Origin of the sequence: Merdimmobilis hominis (genome assembly GCF_900104615.1) — a bacterium.
GTDB classification, from domain to species: Bacteria; Bacillota; Clostridia; order Oscillospirales; family Ruminococcaceae; genus Merdimmobilis; species Merdimmobilis hominis.
Window position 1 is genome coordinate 2438928 of sequence record NZ_LT629939.1, and the last position, 22251, is coordinate 2461178.

17 protein-coding genes are annotated in these 22251 nt (G+C 56.8%); 9 read left to right on the forward strand and 8 right to left on the reverse strand.

Annotated elements, in window-relative coordinates; translation table 11 throughout:
* Positions 1 to 325: TRAM domain-containing protein (locus tag BQ5353_RS11715; protein ID WP_143117272.1), on the reverse strand; the 325-nt coding region annotated here is incomplete at its 3' end.
* A gap of 552 nt (positions 326 to 877) precedes the next feature.
* Here BQ5353_RS11715 and BQ5353_RS11720 point away from each other — a divergent pair.
* Complete coding sequence (locus BQ5353_RS11720) at positions 878 to 2797, forward strand: ABC-F family ATP-binding cassette domain-containing protein (RefSeq protein WP_071428321.1); 1920 nt, start codon at positions 878 to 880, stop codon at positions 2795 to 2797.
* 158 nt (positions 2798 to 2955) lie between these two features.
* On the forward strand, positions 2956 to 4152 hold the full coding sequence (locus BQ5353_RS11725; protein WP_054332196.1) for an AI-2E family transporter: 1197 nt from the start codon (positions 2956 to 2958) through the stop codon (positions 4150 to 4152).
* A gap of 578 nt (positions 4153 to 4730) precedes the next feature.
* Here the strand turns inward: BQ5353_RS11725 and BQ5353_RS11730 are convergent.
* From BQ5353_RS11730 to BQ5353_RS11740, 3 genes are all read right to left on the reverse strand, one after another.
* Entirely contained in the window at positions 4731 to 6818 is a 2088-nt protein-coding gene (locus BQ5353_RS11730; RefSeq protein ID WP_071428322.1) for an ATP-dependent helicase, read from the reverse strand.
* Between the two features lie 220 nt (positions 6819 to 7038).
* Complete coding sequence (locus BQ5353_RS11735; RefSeq protein WP_054332198.1) at positions 7039 to 7521, reverse strand: hypothetical protein; 483 nt, start codon at positions 7519 to 7521, stop codon at positions 7039 to 7041.
* A gap of 216 nt (positions 7522 to 7737) precedes the next feature.
* A complete protein-coding gene (locus tag BQ5353_RS11740) occupies positions 7738 to 9411 on the reverse strand; it encodes a hypothetical protein (protein ID WP_071428323.1) in 1674 nt (557 codons plus the stop codon).
* Positions 9412 to 9664: 253 nt separating this feature from the next.
* Between BQ5353_RS11740 and BQ5353_RS12940 the strand changes: the two genes are divergently transcribed.
* The 3 genes from BQ5353_RS12940 (at position 9665) to BQ5353_RS11750 (ending at position 11717) form a co-directional block, all read left to right on the forward strand.
* Entirely contained in the window at positions 9665 to 9817 is a 153-nt protein-coding gene (locus BQ5353_RS12940) for a hypothetical protein (protein WP_153801634.1), read from the forward strand.
* 86 nt (positions 9818 to 9903) lie between these two features.
* Positions 9904 to 10749: a transketolase gene (locus BQ5353_RS11745; protein ID WP_054332201.1), complete on the forward strand. Its 846-nt coding sequence runs from the start codon at positions 9904 to 9906 to the stop codon at positions 10747 to 10749.
* Complete coding sequence (locus tag BQ5353_RS11750) at positions 10749 to 11717, forward strand: transketolase family protein (protein ID WP_054332202.1); 969 nt, start codon at positions 10749 to 10751, stop codon at positions 11715 to 11717. Before BQ5353_RS11745 ends, BQ5353_RS11750 begins: the two co-directional genes overlap by 1 nt.
* Positions 11718 to 12535: 818 nt before the next feature.
* Here the strand turns inward: BQ5353_RS11750 and BQ5353_RS11755 are convergent.
* Positions 12536 to 13447: an endonuclease/exonuclease/phosphatase family protein gene (locus tag BQ5353_RS11755; protein WP_071428324.1), complete on the reverse strand. Its 912-nt coding sequence runs from the start codon at positions 13445 to 13447 to the stop codon at positions 12536 to 12538.
* Positions 13448 to 13631: 184 nt separating this feature from the next.
* Between BQ5353_RS11755 and zupT the strand changes: the two genes are divergently transcribed.
* Positions 13632 to 14408 carry a zinc transporter ZupT gene (gene zupT / locus BQ5353_RS11760; protein WP_071428325.1) on the forward strand — a complete coding sequence of 259 codons (777 nt, stop codon included), beginning with the start codon at positions 13632 to 13634 and terminating at the stop codon, positions 14406 to 14408.
* A gap of 3 nt (positions 14409 to 14411) precedes the next feature.
* Here the strand turns inward: zupT and BQ5353_RS11765 are convergent, their stop codons facing one another.
* The 3 genes from BQ5353_RS11765 to BQ5353_RS11775 all read right to left on the reverse strand — a co-directional run bounded on the left by BQ5353_RS11765 (position 14412) and on the right by BQ5353_RS11775 (position 18413).
* Positions 14412 to 15155: a YdcF family protein gene (locus tag BQ5353_RS11765; protein ID WP_054332207.1), complete on the reverse strand. Its 744-nt coding sequence runs from the start codon at positions 15153 to 15155 to the stop codon at positions 14412 to 14414.
* Positions 15156 to 15793: 638 nt separating this feature from the next.
* Positions 15794 to 17155 (reverse strand): aldehyde dehydrogenase, encoded by a 1362-nt coding sequence (locus tag BQ5353_RS11770; RefSeq protein WP_071428326.1) that lies wholly within the window; start codon positions 17153 to 17155, stop codon positions 15794 to 15796.
* Between the two features lie 370 nt (positions 17156 to 17525).
* A complete protein-coding gene (locus BQ5353_RS11775) occupies positions 17526 to 18413 on the reverse strand; it encodes an ROK family protein (RefSeq protein ID WP_054332208.1) in 888 nt (295 codons plus the stop codon).
* A gap of 914 nt (positions 18414 to 19327) precedes the next feature.
* Here BQ5353_RS11775 and BQ5353_RS11780 point away from each other — a divergent pair.
* The 3 genes from BQ5353_RS11780 to BQ5353_RS11790 all read left to right on the forward strand — a co-directional run bounded on the left by BQ5353_RS11780 (position 19328) and on the right by BQ5353_RS11790 (position 22221).
* Positions 19328 to 19612, forward strand: coding sequence for a co-chaperone GroES (locus BQ5353_RS11780; RefSeq protein ID WP_054332209.1), 285 nt, complete (start codon positions 19328 to 19330; stop codon positions 19610 to 19612).
* 37 nt (positions 19613 to 19649) lie between these two features.
* A complete protein-coding gene (gene groL, locus BQ5353_RS11785; protein WP_071428327.1) occupies positions 19650 to 21275 on the forward strand; it encodes a chaperonin GroEL in 1626 nt (541 codons plus the stop codon).
* Between the two features lie 610 nt (positions 21276 to 21885).
* A complete protein-coding gene (locus BQ5353_RS11790; protein WP_054332210.1) occupies positions 21886 to 22221 on the forward strand; it encodes a PadR family transcriptional regulator in 336 nt (111 codons plus the stop codon).
* Positions 22222 to 22251: the final 30 nt, after the last annotated feature.

A 22251-nucleotide genomic window follows, 5' to 3' on the forward strand; every position in this document is an offset into this window, starting at 1 on the left:
CCCCGCCGATCCGCCGGAAGTTCTCAAACACCCAGTTGTTTTTAAACCGCTGTTCCTCCTCGTAGGAGAGGTGGCGGAAACTGCATCCGCCGCAGCGGCGGTAAACAGGACAGTCGTTTTCCACCCGGTTGGGAGAGGGGGAGAGGATCTCTTCCACCTTGCCAAAGCAGTAGTTTTTTAAAACCTTGACCACCCGGACTTTCAACTGGTCCCCCACGGCGGTCATGGGGACAAAGACGGCGATCCCCTCGTGATGGCCCACCCCTTGGCCTTCGTGGGTGATGTCGGTGATGGTCAGGGGGATGATCTGATTTTTTTGCAGCATAGTTGCCTCCAGGAAAAAGGGGCAGCCCCCTTCTTTTGATGTAAATGGTAATATGGCCGAGAAAACTCCCGGTGAAACGTGCCGCAAGCTCTGTTTGTAACATTGGGCGGCAAATTTCTTCCCAATAATCACGTTGCGATTATTGCAGCATGAAGTCTGCACAAACAGGAAAAATTTCGGTGGGGCTTTGCCCCAGGAGGGCGCTTCGCCCGAAAGAAATTTCTTCCCCAATAATCGCGTTGCGATTATTGTAGCATAGTTAGACCCCAAACGCCAGGGAAGAACGACAATATCTTTGCTTTGCACCGCCGGATACAAGGGAAAATCCGGGCTCCCAAGCGCCAGGGGAGTGGACTTTTTGCCCGGAACAGGCTACAATAAAAAGGACAGGCTCTTTTTCCATTCTGGGGGAAGCTGGCCCCCATCGCCTGCCAGTGCCGGAAAATCCTAATCGGTCCGGCCGTATCGGTTTGTCCAGGGGCTGAGGAGCCCCGTCCGCGGCAAACTCTCTTTCATCCGTTTTAATCTGACATTTGCTATAGGAGAATACCAATGCTGTTATCCCTGGAAAACGTGACAAAATACTATGGCGGGACCTTGATTCTCGACCATGTGAATTTAAAATTGGAGGATTCCGATCGGGTTGGTCTCATCGGCGTCAATGGGGCGGGAAAATCCACCCTGCTCAATATCATCGTGGGCGACCTGGATGCAGACGAAGGGGTCATCGCCCGGACCGGCGGCAAGACCTTTGGCTTTCTGCGGCAGAACAGCGGCCTCTCCCGGGGCAACACCATAGGGCAGGAGCTGCGAAGCGTCTTTTCCCATCTGCTCGCCTTGGAGGAGGAGATGCGCCGGGTGGAGGGGGAGATGGCCTCCCTTTCTGACCACAGCACCGGTGCCTACCATGACCTCGCCCAGCGGTACGCCGCCATGCAGGCGGAGTTTGAGGCGGGGGATGGGTACCAGATCGACGTGAAGATCAACACCATCCTCAACGGCATGGGGTTTGCCGGCCGGGACCGGGACACTTTGATCGACAACCTCTCCGGCGGGGAAAAAACCCGCCTGGCTCTGTGCAAGCTGCTGCTGGAGGCCCCGGACCTGCTGATCCTGGACGAGCCCACCAACCATCTGGATTTTAAAACCCTCATCTGGCTGGAGGAATACCTGAAAACCTACAAAGGCGGCCTTTTGATCGTCTCCCACGACCGGTACTTCCTGGATAGCCTGGTGACCAGCGTCTGTGAGATCGAATACCACAAGCTCATCCGCTACCCAGGCAACTACACCAAGTACGTGGCCCTCAAGGACGAGCGGCTGGAGCGCCAGCAGAAGGAATACGACCAGCAGCAGGCGGAGATCGCCCGCTTGCAGGAGTATGTGGACAAGAACATCGTCCGGGCCACCACCGCAAAAAGCGCCAAAAGCAAGCGCAAGGCCATTGAGCACATGGAGCTGGTGGAGAAGCCCAACCCCCCGGTGAAATCGGCTAAAATGCGGTTCACCTATGAGCTGGAGCCGGTGAAGGATGTGCTCCATGTTTCCGACCTCTCCATCGGCGTGGGCTGGGGGGAGAGCGCCAAGGTGCTGTTTGAAAGCCTCGATCTCGACGTGATGCGGGGGGAGAAAATCGCCCTCATCGGCGCCAACGGGGTGGGCAAGTCCTCCCTGCTCAAAGCGGTGCAGGGGCTGATCCCCGTCCGCCACGGCCGGGTGGAGTGGGGCAAAAACACCAAAATCGCCTACTATGAGCAGGAGGACATCCTCCTCAACAGCCAAAAAACGGTGCTGGATGAGCTGTGGGACCGTTACCCCCACATGCTGGAGGTGGAGGTCCGCACCGTGCTGGGCAATGTGCTCATCCGGGGGGAGGACTGCTACAAACTGGTCTCTGACCTCTCCGGCGGGGAGAAAGCCAAGCTGAAATTCGCCATCATGATGCTCCAGCACGCCAATGTGCTGATCCTGGACGAGCCCACCAACCATCTGGATCTGATGAGCAAAGAGGTGCTGGACAAGGCCTTGGGGGAGTACACAGGCACGGTGATATTGGTCTCCCACGACCGGTACCTCCTCAACAAATTCCCCACAAAGATCATTGAGATGTTCCCCGACCGGCTGGTGTCCTACAGCGGCAGGTACGAGGAGTATGTGGAGAAAAAGCGGGAACAGGCAGCTTTTGCAGCAGCTTCCCGCCCGGTGGAGAAGAAAGAAGACAAACCGGAGACTTCTTATCACCGCACCAAGCGCCAGCGCAGCGAGGACGCCGCCCGCAAGCGGAAGATCGCCCAGCTGGAGGAGCGGATCGCCGCGGCGGAGGAGGAGATTGCCGCCCTGGAGGCGGGCCTTGCCGACCCGGAGATCGCAGGGGATTACCAAAAGCTCCAGGAGCACTGCGCCCTGCTGGAGGAGAAGCGGGTCCAGTTGGCGGCGGATACCGACGCCTGGTGCGAACTGGTGGAAGGCTAAGCAGCTGCATCCGATGGGATGGCTTCCCGATGTGCACTAAGGCGAGGCGGCGGTGTTTGTAAAGGAATAGCAAATTTTTTCCAATCCATCTGGCTTTTTTTCCCCAGATCGAGTATACTAAGACCGTACCGGCAATCTGTTGGGAAGGAGTCGTGAAGTTGAAAATTGAATGGAACCGGAAATACAACACCATAGCGGTCTACGCCTTTTTGGTGGTGGTCGCCTCCATTGTCTTTTTGGCAGGGGTGTTGAATTTCCAATGGCTGATGGGGATGACGATGAAAATCATCAACCTGTTGATGCCGTTTATCTATGGCTTTGTTATGGCCTATATCCTGAACCCGGTGCTGCACTTCATTGAATCGAAGATCTTTCCCCCATTGTTTGGGGATCGAGGCAGTTATAAACTGCGGCGGGCACTGTCCATTTTTTTAACCTATTTGTTTGCCTTTTTTACCATCGGCGTGTTCTTCAGCAGCGTGATCCCCCAGATTGTGGAGAGCGTCTACAACCTGGCCTCCCGCATTCCCTCCTATTTGGGTTCCATAGAGGGGATTATCCGTCAGATTGTGGCGGAAACCAACTCGGTGGATCTCCCCTCCGATGTGGTGGACAGCTTGGTAATCAGCTTTGAAGATGCCCTCAATTCCCTGTATGCCGTCCTGCGGGCAACCCTGCCAGTGCTGATGGACTTCACCGTAAAATTCTCAGCTGGGGTGCTCAACTGGGTGCTTGGCCTCATCATCTCGGTGTATATGTTTATGGGCAAGGAGCGGTTTTTCGCCCAGGCCAAAAAACTGCTGTACGCTTTGTTTGAAAAGGATACGGTGGATGAAATCCTCCGCCAGACCAGGGACAGCCACGCGATTTTCAGCGGGTTTATCACCGGCAAAATCCTGGATTCCCTGATCATCGGGCTGATCTGTTTTGCCTGCCTGAGCGTTTTCCGCATGCCCTATGCCATGCTGATCAGCGTCATCGTCGGGGTCACCAACGTGATCCCCTATTTCGGCCCGTTTATCGGGGCGATCCCCTCGGTGTTTATCATGCTGACGGTCAGCCCTATCAAGGCGCTGTTTTTGGCTTTGTTCATCCTGGTGCTGCAGCAGTTTGACGGCAACATCCTGGGCCCCAAAATCCTGGGACAGTCCACTGGGCTTTCCGCCTTTTGGGTGGTGTTTTCCATCATGCTGTTCGGCGGCTTGTTCGGGTTTGTAGGGATGTTTATCGGGGTGCCCACCTTCGCGGTGATTTACTCCAACATCCGTGCCTTTGCCGAGCGGCGGCTGCGCCGGAAGAACCTCCCCTTGGCTACCAGGGATTACGCCGTAGATGCCCACGACCTTGTGGATTGATACTGGAAAATAATAAAAAGAATCCCCTTCCTGACCCAGGTCAGGAAGGGGATTCTTTTGTGGAAGCAGATCCCTGCGCACCCACACGTCCTGTGAAAACAAGGGGCGCTGCACGCCCCTAAACCCCCGTGGTCCCTTTCTAGCGAGAGAAAGGGACGAAAGCTCGCCGGGGAGACCCCGGCCCCCCACATCGCCGCAATGGGTGCGCTCGGAAAATCTTTCTTAGAGGTTTCCCCACCTCGAGCGAAAGATTTTTCCGCTGCCGCGGATGCCCTCGCGGGGCTGCAAGAAGCCCACTTTTCAAAATAACCCCACCTAAGCAGAGGGGGAGTTTTGAGGGGGCACAGTCAGCTAACGCTGACCGTACTGACTTCGACTGTGCCGCGAGCAGTTCGGCCCCCCTTAAGTGTGCTTTTCGAGAGCACAACGCAGTTGGACAAGGGTTTCTTTCACACAAAAACCCTTGCGCGGGCGTGGGGGCGCGTGCCCCCACAAACCAATTTCAAGATGGAATCTTGTTGGGGTGCTAGGCGCCCTGCATATCCGGGTGCGGGGGTTGAAAGTCCTGGGCTTTCCTGTTAACTTTCCAGCAGTTTGCAGGTGTCGGGGTTTTCCAAAATATCCACCGTCAGGGTTTTGATCCCCAGTTTGGCAAACCGGGCGGTGAAGGTCCGCTTCTCAAAATCCAGGGCGGCGACCACCCCCAGCCCAAAATACCGGTGCATCACCCGGCGGCCCGCCTGTAATCCGTAATGCTCAAAGAGGGCGGCGCTGTCGTCGGGCTTTAGCATGGAGAGGAACCGGGAGGGGGAGAGGGATGATCCCCCCGCAGAGGCCGGGACCAGGATTTCCAGTTGTTCCCGGGCCCGGGTGATGGCCACATAGAAGAGCCGGGTCTCCTCCTCCAGCAGTTCCGGGTCGCGGGAGAGGTGGCGCTCAATGGCCATGGTGGAGGGTAGCACCCCCTCCAATGGATCGATGATATAGACGTAGTCAAACTCCAATCCCTTGGCCGAATGGATGGTGGACAGGGTCACCGGGGCGTCCCGGTTTTGGGAGGCGGCAGAGATCACCCCATCGATGGCATCGATCCGGTCGAGGAATTCTTCGATGGTGGAGGTGGAGGCGGCCAGATGCTTAAGGGCCATCAGCCGCTGCTGGTTCAGTTCTAGAAGGAAGCCGTTTTCGCTTTTTTCCAGAAAGGAGAAGTACCCCAGGTCGTAGAAGATGGCGTCCAAAATTTTGGAGGGGGTCATGGAGCCGAACCGGCCGATGGTGTATTTGGCGAACATCAGCCGGGCGGTGTTAACCCTCTGGGAATCGGGGAACTCCGCCAGCAGGTCGAAGATGGTATCCCGGGTGCGGGGGTTGTCCATGGCGAATTGAACCATGGCGCGGGAGATGTAAGCTCCCAGTTTATAATACACCCGCTGGAAACTCTCCAAATCCCAGGGGGAGAAGTAGAGATTCAAGATGCACAAGACGTCCTGGGTTAGGGTCTGGCGGCGCAGGGTGGTTTTGTGGTCCTTGATGTAAAAAGGAAGGCCCTTGCGGTCAAAGAGGTCGATGAGCCCCACGGCGGAAGGATTGTTGCGGTAGAGGACCGCCGCCGTCTTGCCTGCGGGCAGCTGGGAGAGGGCGCCATAGAGATGGCGGGGCAGTTCCTCTGAGGAGGGGATTTGGGTAATTTTCACAGGGCCGGTATCCGGTCGGCGGGTGAACATCCCTTTGTCGTAGCGCAGGCGGTTGTGGCCGATGAGGCAGTTGGCGGCCTCCACCACAGAAGGAGGGCAGCGGAAATTCTGCTCCATCTTCAAAAGCTTAGCTCCGGGGTAGACCTTGGGGAACTCCAAAAGGGCTTGAGGGTAAGCCCCCCGGAAGGAGTAGATGCTCTGGTCTTCATCCCCCACCAAAAAGAGGTTGCCCTGCTGGGTGCACAGCTGCAAGAGGATGGCGTGCTGTAATTTGGAGGTATCCTGCGCCTCGTCCACCAGCACATGGGAATACCGCCGCCGGAAGGCTTCCAGAAGGTCCGGCAGCTTGCGGAAGATGATGTGGACAAAGTCCAGCATATCGTCGTAATCCATAAGATGGTTTTCTTTTTTATAGGCTTGGTAGGCGGCGTAAATCCGCCCGATGGCCGGCATACCCAGTTTGTCACCGTCCGCCTCCTGGGGCTTGACCATGGTGTTGATGAGTAGGCCGATGAGCCGTTGGGCCTCCTCCACCTGCTCTTCGTCGGCGTACTCCCCGGTGGCGGCGGAGACGATCTCCCGCAGGACCCGGGCCTTGCCTCCGGGCTCGGATTCCAGCAGGCTGGGCATAGGCTGGCCCCGCAGGGACGCATATTGTTTGAGGACAGTGTAACAGAAGCTGTGGATGGTGGAAAACCGGGGCGTCTGGGAGATCAGTTCCCCAAACAGGGCCTGGAACCGGGCAGCCATGTCCTTGGCCGACTCCCGGTTGAAGGTGAGGATGAGAATATTCTGAGGTGCTACCCCCTCGTTGAGAACCAGGTGGGCCACCCGGCTGACCAGAACGGTGGTCTTGCCGCCGCCGGGCACTGCCAGCAGGAGGGCGGGCCCCTGGGTGGCCAGTAAAGCGGCGGTCTGCTGGGGATCCAAGGGGATGCCGCGGCGATCCAGCAGGTAGGCGGGGATGTCCATGAGCAGAGACCTCCTTTCCCCTATAGGGCATATGGAACCACTTCCCCTATTATACCGGTTCCAAAGGGGGAAGGCAACCAAGGGCGGTCTCTTTTCATACCTTACAGAAACGGGGGTGAAGGAAAGAAGTTTACCGTAACGATAGAAACTCTTGTATTTATAGGGGAAAAAGGTTCATTTTACTAGATGGTTTCTTAATAAATTCTGCCCCACTTTTCTGTCACTTTTGGAACATTACTTTGCAATCATTGCAGACCTCTTTTGTTAGAGGTATATTCCATGCATTCATTCTGCTATGCCATCTCTTGTGCTTTAAAAATACTTTCCAGTCCATTTCGAGTATTTCTTCCAATTCGTAGTCAGTATTAAACCTACATATTATGACATATTCGAATTTCTGCTTGTCCGGCTCGGTCGAACCTTTTGGTTCCAATCCATAAAATACACCTGTAACATTACCACTTGTGGACTTAATACTATAACGATCTCCTTTGCGGCTAATAGCATCAATATTTTCTGTGCCGACTGGAGCAACTGCTAAGGTCGGTAATCCAGCTGTATTGTTATAGTAGTCAATGGCCAAATATTTGCCCAAATCACCAATGACATTGTTTGTACGGATTACAGACCTATCTTTTAATTCTTTAATGACCGAGGAGTAGAGAGATACTAAATCTGATGTTTTTAATAGTTTTAAGTCCATAAGGGGTAACCTCCGATTAATCAACATCTTAATTTTAGTATATCATATTTTGATGTTCCTTTCAATTTGAATAGCTATTTTGGCATGAGTTTAGCGAAATTGATAAAATGTAAAAATGAACCGGACCCTGTTGCTTTGGTTGGGAGGAAGAGGGGAGACTTAGACGCAGCAATCCCCGCCTCTCGTAGAAAAAGGCGGGGATTGCTCCTGTAAAAGTTATGCGGCTGGCTCTGCCGGGACCACCGCATCCTCCCCAAAGGAGAAGTTGTCAAAGCTTTCACCTTGGAAGATGGGGCCGCCCAAATCGTAGTAGGAGAGAGACACATGGTCCCCGGGCTGGGTGAGGGCCAGCTCTTGGCTGACACCGGCGGAGACAACGAAAATCTTGTCTTGGTCGCCGGAGAGAAGGATCTTGTACACAGTCTCAGAGCCGTTGTACTCGCTGGCAATGCGGAGCACAGTGCCCTGGACGTCGGTCAGCTCTCCGCCATCCTCAAAATCGGTGTTCATGCCGGCGCCGGACATCACCACCCGGTAATCCCGCATGGCGGCTTGGATGGTCTCGCCCACCCCAACCGAGGAGTAGTTGCTGACATTGACGAAAGCGTACTGTTTAATCAAGCCCTCTGCATCCTTCAAGGTCATGAAGTAGGTGGGCTGGCCGTCCACATTGATGATGATGGGGAAGGACGCCTTATACCCCAGGTGCTGCACCTTGCCTTGGGCAGAGCTCTGGGCAGCCTCCTCGGTGGCGCCGTTCATCTGGTACAGGTGCGGCTCCTTGGTGACCATGTTGACCATGATAAAACCGATGGCGCTTTCGTCGCTGCCCACGCTGGTCAGGCCGGTGAACAGGTAGCAGTCGCCATTGTTATAGATGATGTTGTGCCCCTCAGACGGGCGGTATTTGTCCTTGTCCGAGAAGTTGAAGATGCCGTTGACGTACTCGCCTTTGTTGGTAATCTGCCGCAGGATGAAGTCCTCCGGCTGGACCCGGTCCACCCATTCAGGCATCTCCTCAATGGAGTATTTTTCCATCTCGCCAGTGGTGGCGTTGACAATGATGGCGCCAGTGGTCTCCGGAAGGGCAAAGCCGCGGGTGTATTTGTAGGTGGAGACCACCCAGTAGGGCTGGCCGTTATCATCCAGCTCAAAGGAATCGTCGGTGATGCCCTCCATCCACTCGCCTGACAGGCGGATGTGGCGGTTCAGGTCGTGAATCAGGTAGGAATTGGGGTGGTATTTGATCTTAAAATCCTCCACATACTGCACATCGTTGACATTGGTAGCCGACACCACCACATAGCCGGGGGTGCCGCTCATGTTGGTCAGCCATTTAAACACACCGGAGTGGTGCAGCGGAACGACCCATACCAGCTTGTCATTGACCATCTGAATCACCGGTTCGCCGATGTATACCTGGCTGCCCAGGCTGGGTTTTTCACCCAATTTTTTGTCGGCCAGCTTGATGGCCAGGGCGCGGTCCACCACCGGGATCTGGTTGGTGTCCACCACCTGGATCTCACTGGAGAATTTTTTAACGATGGGCTCGCCCAGCTGATCCCGGTAGGCCTTCCAGTGGAAAAACACCGAGGAGCCGATTACCACGGCGAAAAAGAGGGCCCAAGGGGCGACCAGCAGGGCCTTCGGCAGTTTGGGGAGCTTCAGAAAAGGGATGAGCAGGGAAGGGGAGGTGGCCTGCTCCGCCGCCTGGGTGAACACCGACCCAAACCGGGCGATCACCCACACCAGGGTGAAGGCGGTGATCAGAACACACCAAAAAAAGGCGCCTTCCGGGTAGAGGGGGTTGATGTTGGGCGCTTTGACAAACATGTAGATCAAGGCGCCGACCACAATGGCGGCGCATGCGCCGAGCTTGAATTTTTTCAACTGGGAAACCTCCTTGACATCTCACATAGATGCACGTTTACTGGTTTTATACAATGCTATATCGAATTCCGATATAATAATTCCACTCTACCATATCCCATTGGGAATGTCAAGAAAAGTGGACATTAGGGCACTGTAAAATCGCGCCGGGCAAGGGCTTCCCCCCATCGGGCGAAGGCGGATTTTTTCCCAGAAAGGGGAGAATCCGCCCCCAAACGGCGCACACTAAGGGGGAAAGGAGGGGATTTCTGCCATGATGCACATTGGTGTACCCCCATTGCCGGCCGCCGCCACCGGGGACGTGATGGGCCAGGGGGTTGTGGTCATTCTGACCGCATTTCTCCTGTTGGGCGCAGTGTTAATTGCATATTTTGTATGGATTGCTCGAAAAGGCAAGAAGAAATAGTTATTTTCACTTTCTTTTCCATGATTTAATGTTATAATAGGCTCCGTAAGGCTGATTTATCCAAAATTATGGAGGTGTGCCCAGCAATGGATTTGAAACTCAAACAAGAGATGGAAGTCTTCGCCATACAGGCCAGGATCGAGACCCTAAAGGCACTTGGTCACCTGGGATTTGGCCATGTGGGCGGCGCGTTTTCCATCGCCGACCTAGTCGCTGTGCTGTATAACGGCGTGATGAAGGTCGACCCCAAAAACCCTGCCTGGAAAGACCGGGATTACCTGGTGTGCTCCAAAGGCCACGCAGGCCCCATCCTCTACTCCACCCTGGCGATGAAGGGCTATTTCCCCATGGAAAACCTGCTCACCATCAACAAGCCGGGCACCACCCTGCCCAGCCACTGTGACCGCAACCTGACCCCCGGTATCGACATGACCACCGGCTCCCTGGGGCAGGGCTCCTCCATGGCAGTTGGCATCGCCCTTGGCAACCGGATGGACGGCCGGGATAACTACACCTACCTGATCCTGGGCGACGGAGAAATTCAGGAGGGCCAGGTCTGGGAGGCAGCTTCCTTTGCCGCCCAGAAGAAACTGAACCACCTGATCGCCTTTGTGGACTGGAACAAAAAACAGCTGGATGGCCCCATTGTGGAGATCAACGACTTCTCCAATGTTGCCCAGAGGTTTGAGGCCTTCGGCTGGAACGCCGTGACGGTAAACGGCCACGATGTAGAAGCCATTTACACCGCCATTGAAGAGGCCAAAAAGAGCGTGGATAAACCCACCTGCATCGTTTTGGACACTGTGAAGGGAAAGGGCTGCTCCTTCGCGGAAAATGCCGCTTCCAACCATCACATCAACATCAGCCAGGAGCAGATGGCCGAGGGCCTCGCTGTGCTGGAAGAACAACTTGCAAAGGCGGTGGCGAAATAATGGCAGTGATCGTTGCAAAAGAGATCGTGAAAGATACAAAAGAGATGCGCGGCGCCCTGAGCGAGGCGCTGATCGCCCGGGCCAAGGACAACAAAAACCTGGTGTACCTGGATGCGGACCTCTCCAGCTCCATGAGCATGAAGAACTTCGCCAAAGCATACCCCGACCGGTACCTCAACGTGGGCATCGCCGAGGCCAATATGGTGGGCATTGCCGCCGGTCTCTCCGCCACCGGAAAGATCCCCTTTACCCACACCTTCGGCCCCTTTGCCACCCGCCGCTGCTACGACCAGATCTTCCTCTCCTGCGCTTATGGCAAGAACAATGTGAAGGTCATCGGCTCTGACCCCGGCGTCACCGCGGCCTTCAACGGCGGCACTCACATGCCCTTTGAAGATGTGGCACTGATGCGCGCCATCCCCGGCTGCACCGTGGTGGAGCCTACCGACACCACCATGATTGGCGGCATCATCGACCAGATCATCGACACCGACGGCCTGTTCTACATCCGCCTGAAACGGAAAACCGCCGTCAAGGTCTATGAGGAAGGCTCCACCTTCACCATCGGCAAAGCAGTCACCGCCCGGGAGGGCAGCGATGTAACCCTCATCGCCTGTGGCATCATGGTAGAGGAGGCCCTGAAAGCCGCCTCCCTGCTGGAGGCTGAGGGGATCAGCGCCCGGGTTCTGGATATGTTCACCATCAAGCCCATCGACCGGGAGGCTGTCCTGAAGGCTGCCGACGAAACCGGCGCCATCGTCACCTGTGAGAACCACAACGTCATCGGCGGACTGTATTCTGCGGTGGCGGATGTGATCGTCTCGGAGCGCCTGATCCCGGTGGAGCGGGTCGGCGTGGAGGAATCCTTCGGCGAAGTGGGCCCCGAGGATTACCTGCGCAAACGCTTCGGCCTCACCGCGGAGCACATTGTGGAGAAGGCTAAAAAGGCCATCGTCCGCAAGAAGTAAATATTTCCCGGATAGCAGGGGAGGGAACAGGTTCGCCTGGGCCCTCCCTTTTTAGTTTTGTGGGATTTCGCCCCCAAGCCCCCAGCCAGGGCTTTATATTTTTCAGGGGAAATCCCTGATAAGCCTAGTTCTGTGGGGCGTTACTCACTCCCACGCCCCCGAGGTTATGCAGGGTGCCTGGAACCCCTGCACCCCGCAGGGATATAAGGGGGCCTCGTGCCGGCCCCTTGCACCCCCGGCACTTCCTTTTATGCGGATAAAAGGAAGCAAAACCCGCCGGGGAGACCCCGGTCCCCCTATCGGTGCGCCACAATGGGAACGCTCGGAAAATCTTTAGTAGGTGTGCTTGCACACCTGAGGCTCATCCACGCCTCGAGCGAAAGATTTTTCCGCTGGCGCGGATGCCCTCGCGGGGCTGCAAAAGGTCTATTTTTCTTGGTAGCCCACCCAGGAGCAGGGGGAGTTTTGAGGGGGGCCGGACTTCACCAATTCCGCGAGCAGTTCGGCCCCCCTTAAATGTGCTTTTTGAGAGCACAACGCAGTTGGGCAAGGGTTTCTTTCACACAAAAACCCTTGCGCGGGTGTGGGGGCGCGTGCCCCCACAAGCCAACCTCAAGATGGAATCTTGAATAAGGGCCGGGGGCTTGGGGGCGTGCAGCGCCCCACAGAACTTGGGTTCCAGGGAATCTTCCCTGCCTCCAGCACAAAGGCCCTCTAAGCGGGAATGGAAATGGAAAGAGGCTGTCCTCCAAATTCAAGGGGACAGCCTCTATCTTTTATTCTTGTGGTTTTGATGGGCTGGTGCAGCCGCTCCAGCTTTAATTGTGGGAAAAAACCGGCCGAGGGAATTCCCCCAAAACTTCCTGTTCCTGTTCTTGGGAGAGGGGGCGAGGGTCCTTGAGCCGCAGGGTGGCAACCAGGGGGTAATGGTCAGAGGGGTAGCGGCCATCCCGGTCCTCGGCCCAGATGTGGGATTCTACCACCTCAAAATCATCGGAGACAAAGATGTAATCAATGGGGCCGCGGCCATGTTTCTGCTTGCCGGAGAAGTTGTGGAAAGTGTTGTAAATGGCATCTGGGTCAAAGAAGCTGTACACGTCGTTGAGATGAACCGTGCTGTAGTCGTGGAGGTTCTCCTTGAGGATCTTGACGGCGCGGCTGCCCGGGCGGGCGTTGAGATCCCCCATCAAAATGGTGGGGAGGGGTTCCCGCTGGTTGTAGGCATCCATGTATTTTAGGATGATTTGGGCGCCCAGGTTGCGGGCGAAGGAACAGATGTGGTCAAAGTGGGTGTTGAACACCCGGATGCGCCGGCCGGTGTCTTTTAAAGTGACCTCCACTACGGTGCAGATGCGGGGGAACACCGAAAAATAAGCGCGGCTGCCGTTCTTCTCCGGGTCCTTGGAGAGCCAAAAAGTCTTGCAGAACCGAACCTGGGCATCATCGTTTTTCACAATGATGTCCGAATGCTCATCATCTTCCGGGCGGACGCCGAAAAAGCGGCCATTGCCAAAGACGCTGTATTCCTGGGAGAGGAGGCGCTGGACATCCAGCTTCATCTCCGGCAGCAGCTCCTGCACCCCGATGATCGACGCGCCGGAAGCCCGGATCACATCCGAGACCAGCTGCCGGCGGCGCTCCCACCGGTTTTCCTTGTGGATGCTGAAGGCCATATCCCGTTTTACATTGAAGGAAACCACCTTAATGGCTTGCCCTTGGAAATTTGCCATCGTTTCATCACCTTGGTTATAGGATATTCCGCAAAGGGAAGGGCGCCACAGCGCCAGAGGGGAAAAGGGGACAGTCCAGAAAAACGGAACATCCCCATAAGGTATGAGGGTATTATATCACAAAAACATTCATATGAATAGAAAGAATTTTTTTCAAATTTTGGTGAAAAAGGAGGGAGATCCCATGGATCGGCAGGCGGTGACCGCATTCCTCATGTCCCTGATCGCCGGGCTTTCCACCGGGTTAGGCGGGCTGATCGTGGTCTTTTCCGACGGCGCCTCCACGGCTTTTCTGTCCTTTGCCCTGGCGTTTTCCGCCGGGATTATGGTGACGGTCTCCCTGGCCGACCTGCTTCCCACAGCGGCCGCCGCCTTTGTGGGGAGCTACGGGTCGGGGAAAGGGGCGGTGATGCTGCTCATCCCCATGGTGATGGGGATATTTTTTGCCCAGCTGATTGACGCCCTCACCCCTGAGGCCGCCCCTTCGCCCGGGGAGGGTATCGACCGCCGGAAGCTGGGACGGCTGGGGGTGATCTCGGCGGCGGCCATCCTTCTGCACAACCTGCCGGAGGGGATGGTCACCTTTATGGCCGGGTACACCGACCTTTCTTTGGGGCTTTCGATGATGGCGGCTATCGCCCTGCACAACATCCCCGAGGGGATGAGCGTCTCCATCCCTATTTACTATTCCACCAAAAGCCGCTGGAAAGCGGTACGGGCCGCCTTTCTCTCCGGGATGAGCGAACCCCTTGGGGCGCTGCTCACCTACTTTTTGCTGCGGCCCCTGCTTAGCGGGCTCGCCCTTTCGGCCCTGTTCTCTTTTGTGGCGGGGCTGATGGTCTGCATTGCCTTTGGAGAGCTGCTGCCCACCTCCCGGAACTACGGCCGGTCCGGCCTCTCCCTCTGGGGGACTTTGATGGGCATTTTGGTGATGATGCTGGGGGTGGTGCTGATGGGATAGCTTTTAATAAAAGAGCCAAGCCACCAAAAGGCCGAAAAATTCCCGCACCCAATAGCTAGGCAGCAGGCCCCAAGGGGTGGGGGAAGGAAGGGCGGAGATCTGGGTGAAGCCTGCGCTTTTCCCATAGTACCGGCCCCGCATCTGGTGGAAGCCGTCGGTGGCGATGGCGATGGGCCGGTCCTCACCACCCAGCAGATCCCAGGTGTAGAGGAGATTTTCCCGGGTGTCGGTGGAGCGGTTCTCCATGTGGATGCGGCTGGGGTCGATCCCCTGTTCCACCAGGTATTTTCGCATCACATAGGCTTCGGTATAATCCTCATTCTCCCCTTGGCCCCCGGCGACGACACACTGGGCTTCCGGGTAACTTTGCAGGTAGGGGAGGGCGGCGTCCAGCCGGCGGCGGAGCATCAGGGAAGGGGAATCCCCTTCCACCTTGCAGCCCAGCACCACCACAGTGGCATTATCTCCAGGGGGATTGCCGTAAGCCGCATAGGCCATGGGGATGGAAAAGGCAGCACTCGCCGCGATGGATGCCCCGGCCGCCAAAAATAGGGCCCGCCGCATCAGAAGAAGAGGGCGGCTTTTTGCCAACCGCTTCCATAGAAGGGGGAGGAGGACAAGCAATCCCCCCAGGATGAGCAGGGCCGCCACCCCCACGTGGAAAATGCCGTAGAACAACAAGGGGATCAGCCCAAAGAGAAGGCAGAACCCCCCAGCCAGGAGGGAGAGGGCGGGGATTATCCCCATAGAATCAGCTCCTTTCGATCAAAATTTCGTTTTGTGGGGCGTTGCACGTTCCCAAACCCTGCGGAGGGGCCCTCCTGCCGGCCACAAACCCCCGAGGTTATGCAGGGCGTTACGCACCCCTGCACCCCACGCTCCCTTTTTTATGTGAAAAAAGGGAGGGAAAAGGCACATTTAAGGGGGGGCGAACTGCTCGCGACACAATTGAAGTCCGGCCCCCCTTAAAAATCCCCCTGCCCCTTGGTGTGGTCATTTCCTTTACTATTTTTCAAAATAAGTTGCCTTTTGTAGAGGGGGAGTTTTGAGGGGGAATAGGCTTTTCCTGTGTCGCGAGTTTGCCTATTCCCCCTTAAACACGCTTTGGGGTCCAGGGCCTTTTTCGTGTAAAAAGGCGCCTGGCCGGGGGCACGGGGGCTGGAGGCCCCAGACTACCGGGTATCAGGGAAACTCCCCCTAGTGAAAAAACTTGCGCGGGCGTGGGGGGTAAGTAACGCCCCACACAACTTAGGTTATAGGGAAACCTTCCCTAAATTTGGCCGGGTGCAGGGCGAAGCGCCTGCAAGGCCAATTCCAAGATGGAATCTTGCTTAAACCACCTGGCCGGGAGTGCAAGGGGCCCTCCTGTCGGCCCCTTACTACCGCTACCGCAGAAAGCAGCGGAGGATAGAGAAGGAGTGATCGGAATAGGGCGGGTACCGCACCGGCAGATCCAGCCGGAGGGAGGAGTGGAGCACCGATTTGGGGTGGCTGAACGCCTCAAACCCGGCTTTGCCATGGCAGGAACCCATGCCGCTGGCCCCCACGCCACCGAAGGGGAGGCCGGGGGAGGAGAGGTGGAGGACAGTGTCATTGACACACCCGCCGCCGAACTGGGCCCGGGATAAGATCTCCCGCTCTCGGTCTTTATCCCGGGTAAAAAGGTAGAGGGCGAGGGGCTTGGGCCGGGCCTCCAGATAGGGGAGGATCTGTGCCGGGTCGTCATAGGTGACAACCGGCAGGATGGGGCCGAACACCTCTTCGGTGAGGAGAGGGGAATCCTCCGGAAGCTGGTCGATGAGGGTGGGGGCGACCTTTCTCTCCTCTTGGTTGACCCCTCCGCCACAGAGGAGGTTCCCCTGGGCGAGCAGGGCGGATATCCGTTCAAAATGGGCGTCGTTGATCAGTTTGGGATATTGGGGGTTCCGCTCTGGCCGGTCGCCGAAAAAGCTGTGGAGCTCCCTCTCGATCCCCTCCACCAGCTGACCTTTGACCTTCCGGTCCACAAAGAGGTAATCGGGGGCCACGCAGGTTTGGCCGGCGCAAAGGCTCTTGCCCCAGGCGATCCGCCGGGCTGCCAAGGGGATGTCGGCGGTGGAATCCACAATACAGGGGCTTTTGCCCCCCAATTCCAGCACCACAGGGGTGAGATGCTCACTGGCTGCGGCCAGCACTTTTTTGCCCACCTGGCTGCTCCCAGTGAAAAAGATGAAGTCAAAGGGGAGCGCAGTGAGCCGGGCGGCAGTCTCCGCTCCCCCTTGGAGGACGGCGCAGAACCGCTTTTCAAAACAAGAATCAATCAGTTCCCCCAGGACCTCCGTGGTGCGGGGCGCCAGCTCAGAGGGTTTTATCACCGTGCAGTTTCCGGCGGCGATGGAGGACACCAAAGGCGCCACAGCCAGCTGGAAGGGGTAATTCCAAGGGGAGAGGATCAAGGCCGAGCCATAGGGGACCTGCTGAACCCTCCCCTTTGAGGGGAAGAGAAACAAAGGGGAGACTCTCCCCTTTGGCCTTGCCCAGCTTTTTAAATGGCGGATGGCGTGGGTGATCTCCGCCAAGACAAAACCGATCTCGGTTTCATAGCTTTCAAATTGGGACTTGCCCAGGTCGGCCAAAAGGGCTTCCTGGATGGGTTCTTCCATAGCTAGAATGGTTTGATACAACGTTTTTAACTGCCGGATGCGGAATTCCACCGGCAGGGTAGCTCCAGATTGGAAGTATTCCTTTTGGAGGGAAAGCAGTTCCATAGCTGCACCTCGCTTTTTTTTCGATGCTATAACAGTGTAGAAAAAAGCTGTCATTTCTGCCCCGGATACAAAAATGACAGCAATTTGTAATATTTTAGGCAATTTTTGCACAGGCTTCCGGCTAGGTGGGATATTTGGGGGAATTGGCTTCTTGCAGCCCCGCGAGGGAATCCGCGAAAGCGGAAAAATCTTTCGCTCGAGGTATGGAAACCTCTAAGAAAGATTTTCCGAGCGTACCCATTGCGACCCACCGATAGGGGGCCGGGGTCTCCCCGGCGGGTTTTGCTTCCTTTTATCCGCATAAAAGGAAGTGCCGGGGGTGGCAAGGGGCCGGCAGGAGGGCCCCTCATTCCTGTCCGGTAGCAGGGACTCAGCGGGAATTTGGGAGCTCCATCGCCAGATGGGCAGCCCCCAGCATCCCCGCCTGGTTGCCCAGCGCCGCCCCCAGGATAGGTACCCCCTGGTAGCTCTCCCGCAGGAAATGGGGAAGGCGGTTTTCGATCCGCCGGATGGTCTGCGGCGGGGACATGATCCCTCCGCCCAGCACCACCAGCGGCGGGTCAAAGATGTGGATGAGGGAGGCAAGGCCGCAGGACACCTCGTCGATCCACTGGGAGAAAAGGCCCTCAACCACCGGGTCATCCAGCCGCTTTGTAATCTCCCGGCCAGAAAGGGCCTGCCCGGTCCTCTCCTCCACGAGGCGGGTGAGGGCAAAGGCAGAGGCGTAAGCTTCATAGCATCCCTGCTTGCCGCATTTGCAGACCCGACCTCCAAAATGGGTGACCATGTGGCCAAACTCCCCGGCGGAGTAACGGGAACCGTAATAGATCCGGCCGTTCTGCACCAGTGCCCCGCCAATGCCGGTCCCATACACCAGGCTGAGAAAGTCGGGATGGCCTTTGGCAGCACCGTAGGCGTATTCCCCCATGGCCATGCAGTTGGCGTCGTTGTCCACAGCCACCGGTATCCCGAGGGCGGCCTCAAAATAGGTTTTCAGGTTGGACCCTGTGTAGCCGGGGATGGAATCGGTGTACAGGATCACCTCCCCGGTGTGGGGGTTGATCTGCCCGGCAGTGCTGATGCCCAGGCGCTCATACCCACAGAATTCCTTGGCCAGGCGGACGACCCGCTCCATCACCGCGTCCGCGCCTTCCCCGGCAAAGGTGGGAGCCTCCCGGAATTCCAGGACCTGGGCGGATTCGTCTACCAGCCCGGCTTTGAGGGCGGTGCCGCCGATATCAATTGCGAGAATTTTCATAGGATAACCCCTTTTTCCATAAGATTCTCTGGCGCCTTCGGGATGATTCGACCTCCGATGACCCCGCTGCTGGGGTAGGATAAGTCTGCGCGGAGAGGATTTTGTATGGATATTGTACTATAAATTGACAGGCAAGGGAAGGGAGGGGAAAGCATCCCGCTACAGGAGGTCTTTATTCAAGATTCCATCTTGGGGTGGGCTTGCGGGGGTACGAATCCCTGCACCCCACAGGAATGAGGGGCCCTCCTGCCGGCCCTTCACACCCCCGGCACTTCCTTTTATGCGGATAAAAGGAAGCAAAACCCGCCGGGGAGACCCCGGCTCCCCTATCGGTGCGCCACAATGGGTGCGCTCGGAAAATCCTCAGTAGGTGTGCTTGCACGCCTGGGCGCCCCTCGCTCCAAGGCAGAGGATTTTTCCGCTTCGCGGATGCCCGCGGGGCTGCAAGAAGCCCACTTTTCAAAATAACCCCGCCAAGGAGCAGGGGGAGCTTTCATGGGGGCACAGCCAACAAGTTGGCTGTTTGGGCTTTTCCTGTGACGCGAGGGTTGCCTATTCCCCCTTAAATGCGCTTTTCCAGTCCAATTTTATTGGACTGCGACTTCTTTCGCATAAAAAGTATGGCTCGGGGGCGTGGGGGTGAGTAACGCCCCACACAACTTCGGTTACAGGGAAACCTTCCCTGAATTAGGCCGGGTACAGGGCGGAGCGTCTGCATAACCTTGTGGGGTGTGATGGCGTGCAGCGTCCCAGAAAACCGGCCCATTCTGCCAATAAAAATTGAATATTTTGTTAAAAAATACTGCCTTCCCCTTGATTTTTCTGAAAAAGCGGGTAGAATAGTGTTAGCACTCAAAGAAAAAGAGTGCTAACAAATTTGTCAAAACATATTTTTATAAACTGGAGGAATCGACATGACCATCAAACCACTTGCAGATCGCGTTGTCATCAAAATGGTTGAGGTGGAAGAAACCACCAAGAGCGGCATCATCCTGACTGGCTCCGCCAAAGAGAAGCCCCAGGTTGCAGAGGTGATCGCTGTGGGCCCCGGCGGCCTGGTGGACGGCAAGGAAGTCACCATGTACTTGAAAGCGGGCGACCGGGTGCTAATCAGCAAATACGCCGGCACCGAAGTCAAGGTCGACGGCCAGGAATACACCATCCTGCGTCAGAGCGACATCCTTGCAATTGTAGAATAATTGGACCAATTTGGATTTGAGTAGGAGGTAATCTACTATGGCTAAAGTAATTGCATATGGCGAGGAAGCCAGAAAATCCCTGCAGGCTGGCATTGATAAGCTGGCGGACACTGTAAAAATCACCATGGGCCCCAAAGGCCGCAACGTGGTTCTGGATAAAAAATTCGGCGCTCCGCTGATCACCAACGACGGCGTCACCATCGCCAAGGAGATCGAGCTGCCTGACGCCTTTGAGAACATGGGCGCCCAATTGGTCAAAGAGGTCGCCACCAAGACCAACGATGCCGCCGGCGACGGCACCACCACCGCCACCCTGTTGGCCCAGGCCCTGGTGCGGGAAGGCATGAAAAACGTGGCAGCCGGTGCCAACCCCATGGTGCTGCGCAAGGGCATCCAGAAGGCAGTGGACGCCGCTGTGGAGGCTGTGAAAGCCAACTCCAAGGCAGTCACCGGCACAGCGGACATCGCCCGGGTCGGCACTGTGTCCTCTGGCGATGAGACCGTCGGCGCCCTGATCGCCGAAGCCATGGAGAAGGTCTCCAAAGATGGGGTTATCACCATTGAGGAATCCAAGACCGCTGAGACCTACAGCGAAGTGGTGGAGGGCATGCAGTTCGACCGGGGCTACATCACCCCTTACATGGTCACCGACACCGAGAAGATGGAAGCGGTCATGGACGACGCTTACATCCTGATCACCGATAAGAAGATCAGCTCCATCCAGGAACTGCTGCCTCTGCTGGAGCAGCTGGTTCAGTCCGGCAAGAAGCTGGTCATCATCGCCGAGGACATCGAGGGCGAGGCTCTCTCCACCCTGATTGTCAACCGCCTGCGGGGCACCTTCAGCTGTGTGGCAGTCAAAGCTCCCGGCTTTGGCGACCGCCGCAAAGAGATGCTTCAGGATATCGCCATCCTCACCGACGGCGTGGTCGTCTCCGAGGAGCTGGGCTATGAGCTGAAAGACACCACCTTGGCACAGTTGGGCCGCGCCCGCCAGGTTAAGGTCACCAAGGAGAACACCATCATCGTCGGCGGCGCCGGCGCTCAGGAAGACATCCAGGCCCGGGTCAATCAGATCCGCGCCCAGATTGAAACCACCACCAGCGAATTTGATAAAGAGAAGCTCCAGGAGCGTCTGGCCAAACTGGCTGGCGGCGTAGCGGTAATCAAGGTCGGCGCAGCCACCGAGATCGAGATGAAGGAGAAGAAACTCCGCATCGAGGATGCTCTGTCCGCCACCAAGGCCGCAGTAGATGAGGGCATTGTCGCCGGCGGCGGCGTGGCCTTCCTCAACGCCATCCCCGCAGTGAAGGCTCTGCTTGATACCTGCGAAGGCGATGAGAAAACCGGTGTGCGCATTGTGATGAAAGCCCTGGAGGAGCCCATCCGCCAGATCACCCTCAACGCTGGCTTGGAAGGCTCGGTCATCATCGACACCATCGCCCGGGAAGGCAAAGTGGGGTATGGCTTCGATGCTTACAACGAGACTTATGGCGATATGATGGAAGCCGGCATCGTCGATCCCACCAAGGTCACCCGCAGCGCCCTGCAAAACGCCGCTTCGGTTGCCGCTATGGTGCTGACCACCGAGTCCCTGGTGGCTGACGAGAAAGAGGAGAACCCCGTTCCCGCAGCTCCTGCCGGCATGGGCAACATGTATTAATAGCCACAGCAAAGCTGTGTCATTAAAAATTGGCTTCCTAGGGGATTTTCCCCGCCAGCTGCAGACCGTGCGCCTGTACCCCTTCGGGGGTGGGCGCACGGTCTTTTTTATAGGCATTATGCATCCCTGCGCTTCACAGGGATAAGGGGCCCTTGTGCCAGCCGCAAACTTCCACTTCAAAGGCTTTGTGCACATCCCAGTTTATGGGGCGCTGCCCGCCCCCAAACCCCCGTGGTCCCTTTCTGGCGAGAGAAAGGGACGAAAGCTCGCCGGGGAGACCTCGGCCCCCCTTAAATGCGCTTTTTCGTAGCCCAACTTTGTTGGGCTGGGCTTTCTTTCACATAAAAAAGGGAGCGCGGGGTGCAGGGGTGCGTAACGCCCTGCATAACCTTGGGGATTTGGGGGCGTGCAGCGCTCCATAAATCCCAATACCAAGACGGAATCTTGAATAAGGGCCGGGTGCAGGGCGGAGCGCCTGCATGGAGGCCCCTTGCACCTGTGCGGCTGTGCTGCCGGTCAAAAACAGATTGACACCGGGCCCGCGACATGGTATAGTGAAAACAAATATATCGAGTAACGATATAGAATAGGCGAGAAGGAGGGATTCACTATGGCAGAGATAGAGCGGCTGATCAAAAGCTATCTTCCCATGTCTGAAGCAAGCTTTTTGCTGCTGTTCTGCCTGCAGCAGGAGAACCACGGCTATGGCATCATGCAGCAGGTGCAGGAGTTGACCGAGGGCAGGGTTGCTATGGGCGCTGGCACAGTGTACACAATCCTTTATAAGATGGAGAACGACGGCCTCATCGAGGTGACCCGCACCTTTGAGCGCCGCAAACTGTATAAAATCACCCCCGTAGGGGAGGCAATCTTGGAAAAGGAAACCGAACGAATCCGCCAGTTGGCGCGGATTGCCGACCAACGGGAACTGGTGGGCGCCCAATAAACCGGCGGCGCAGCCGATAGAACGCCGCCT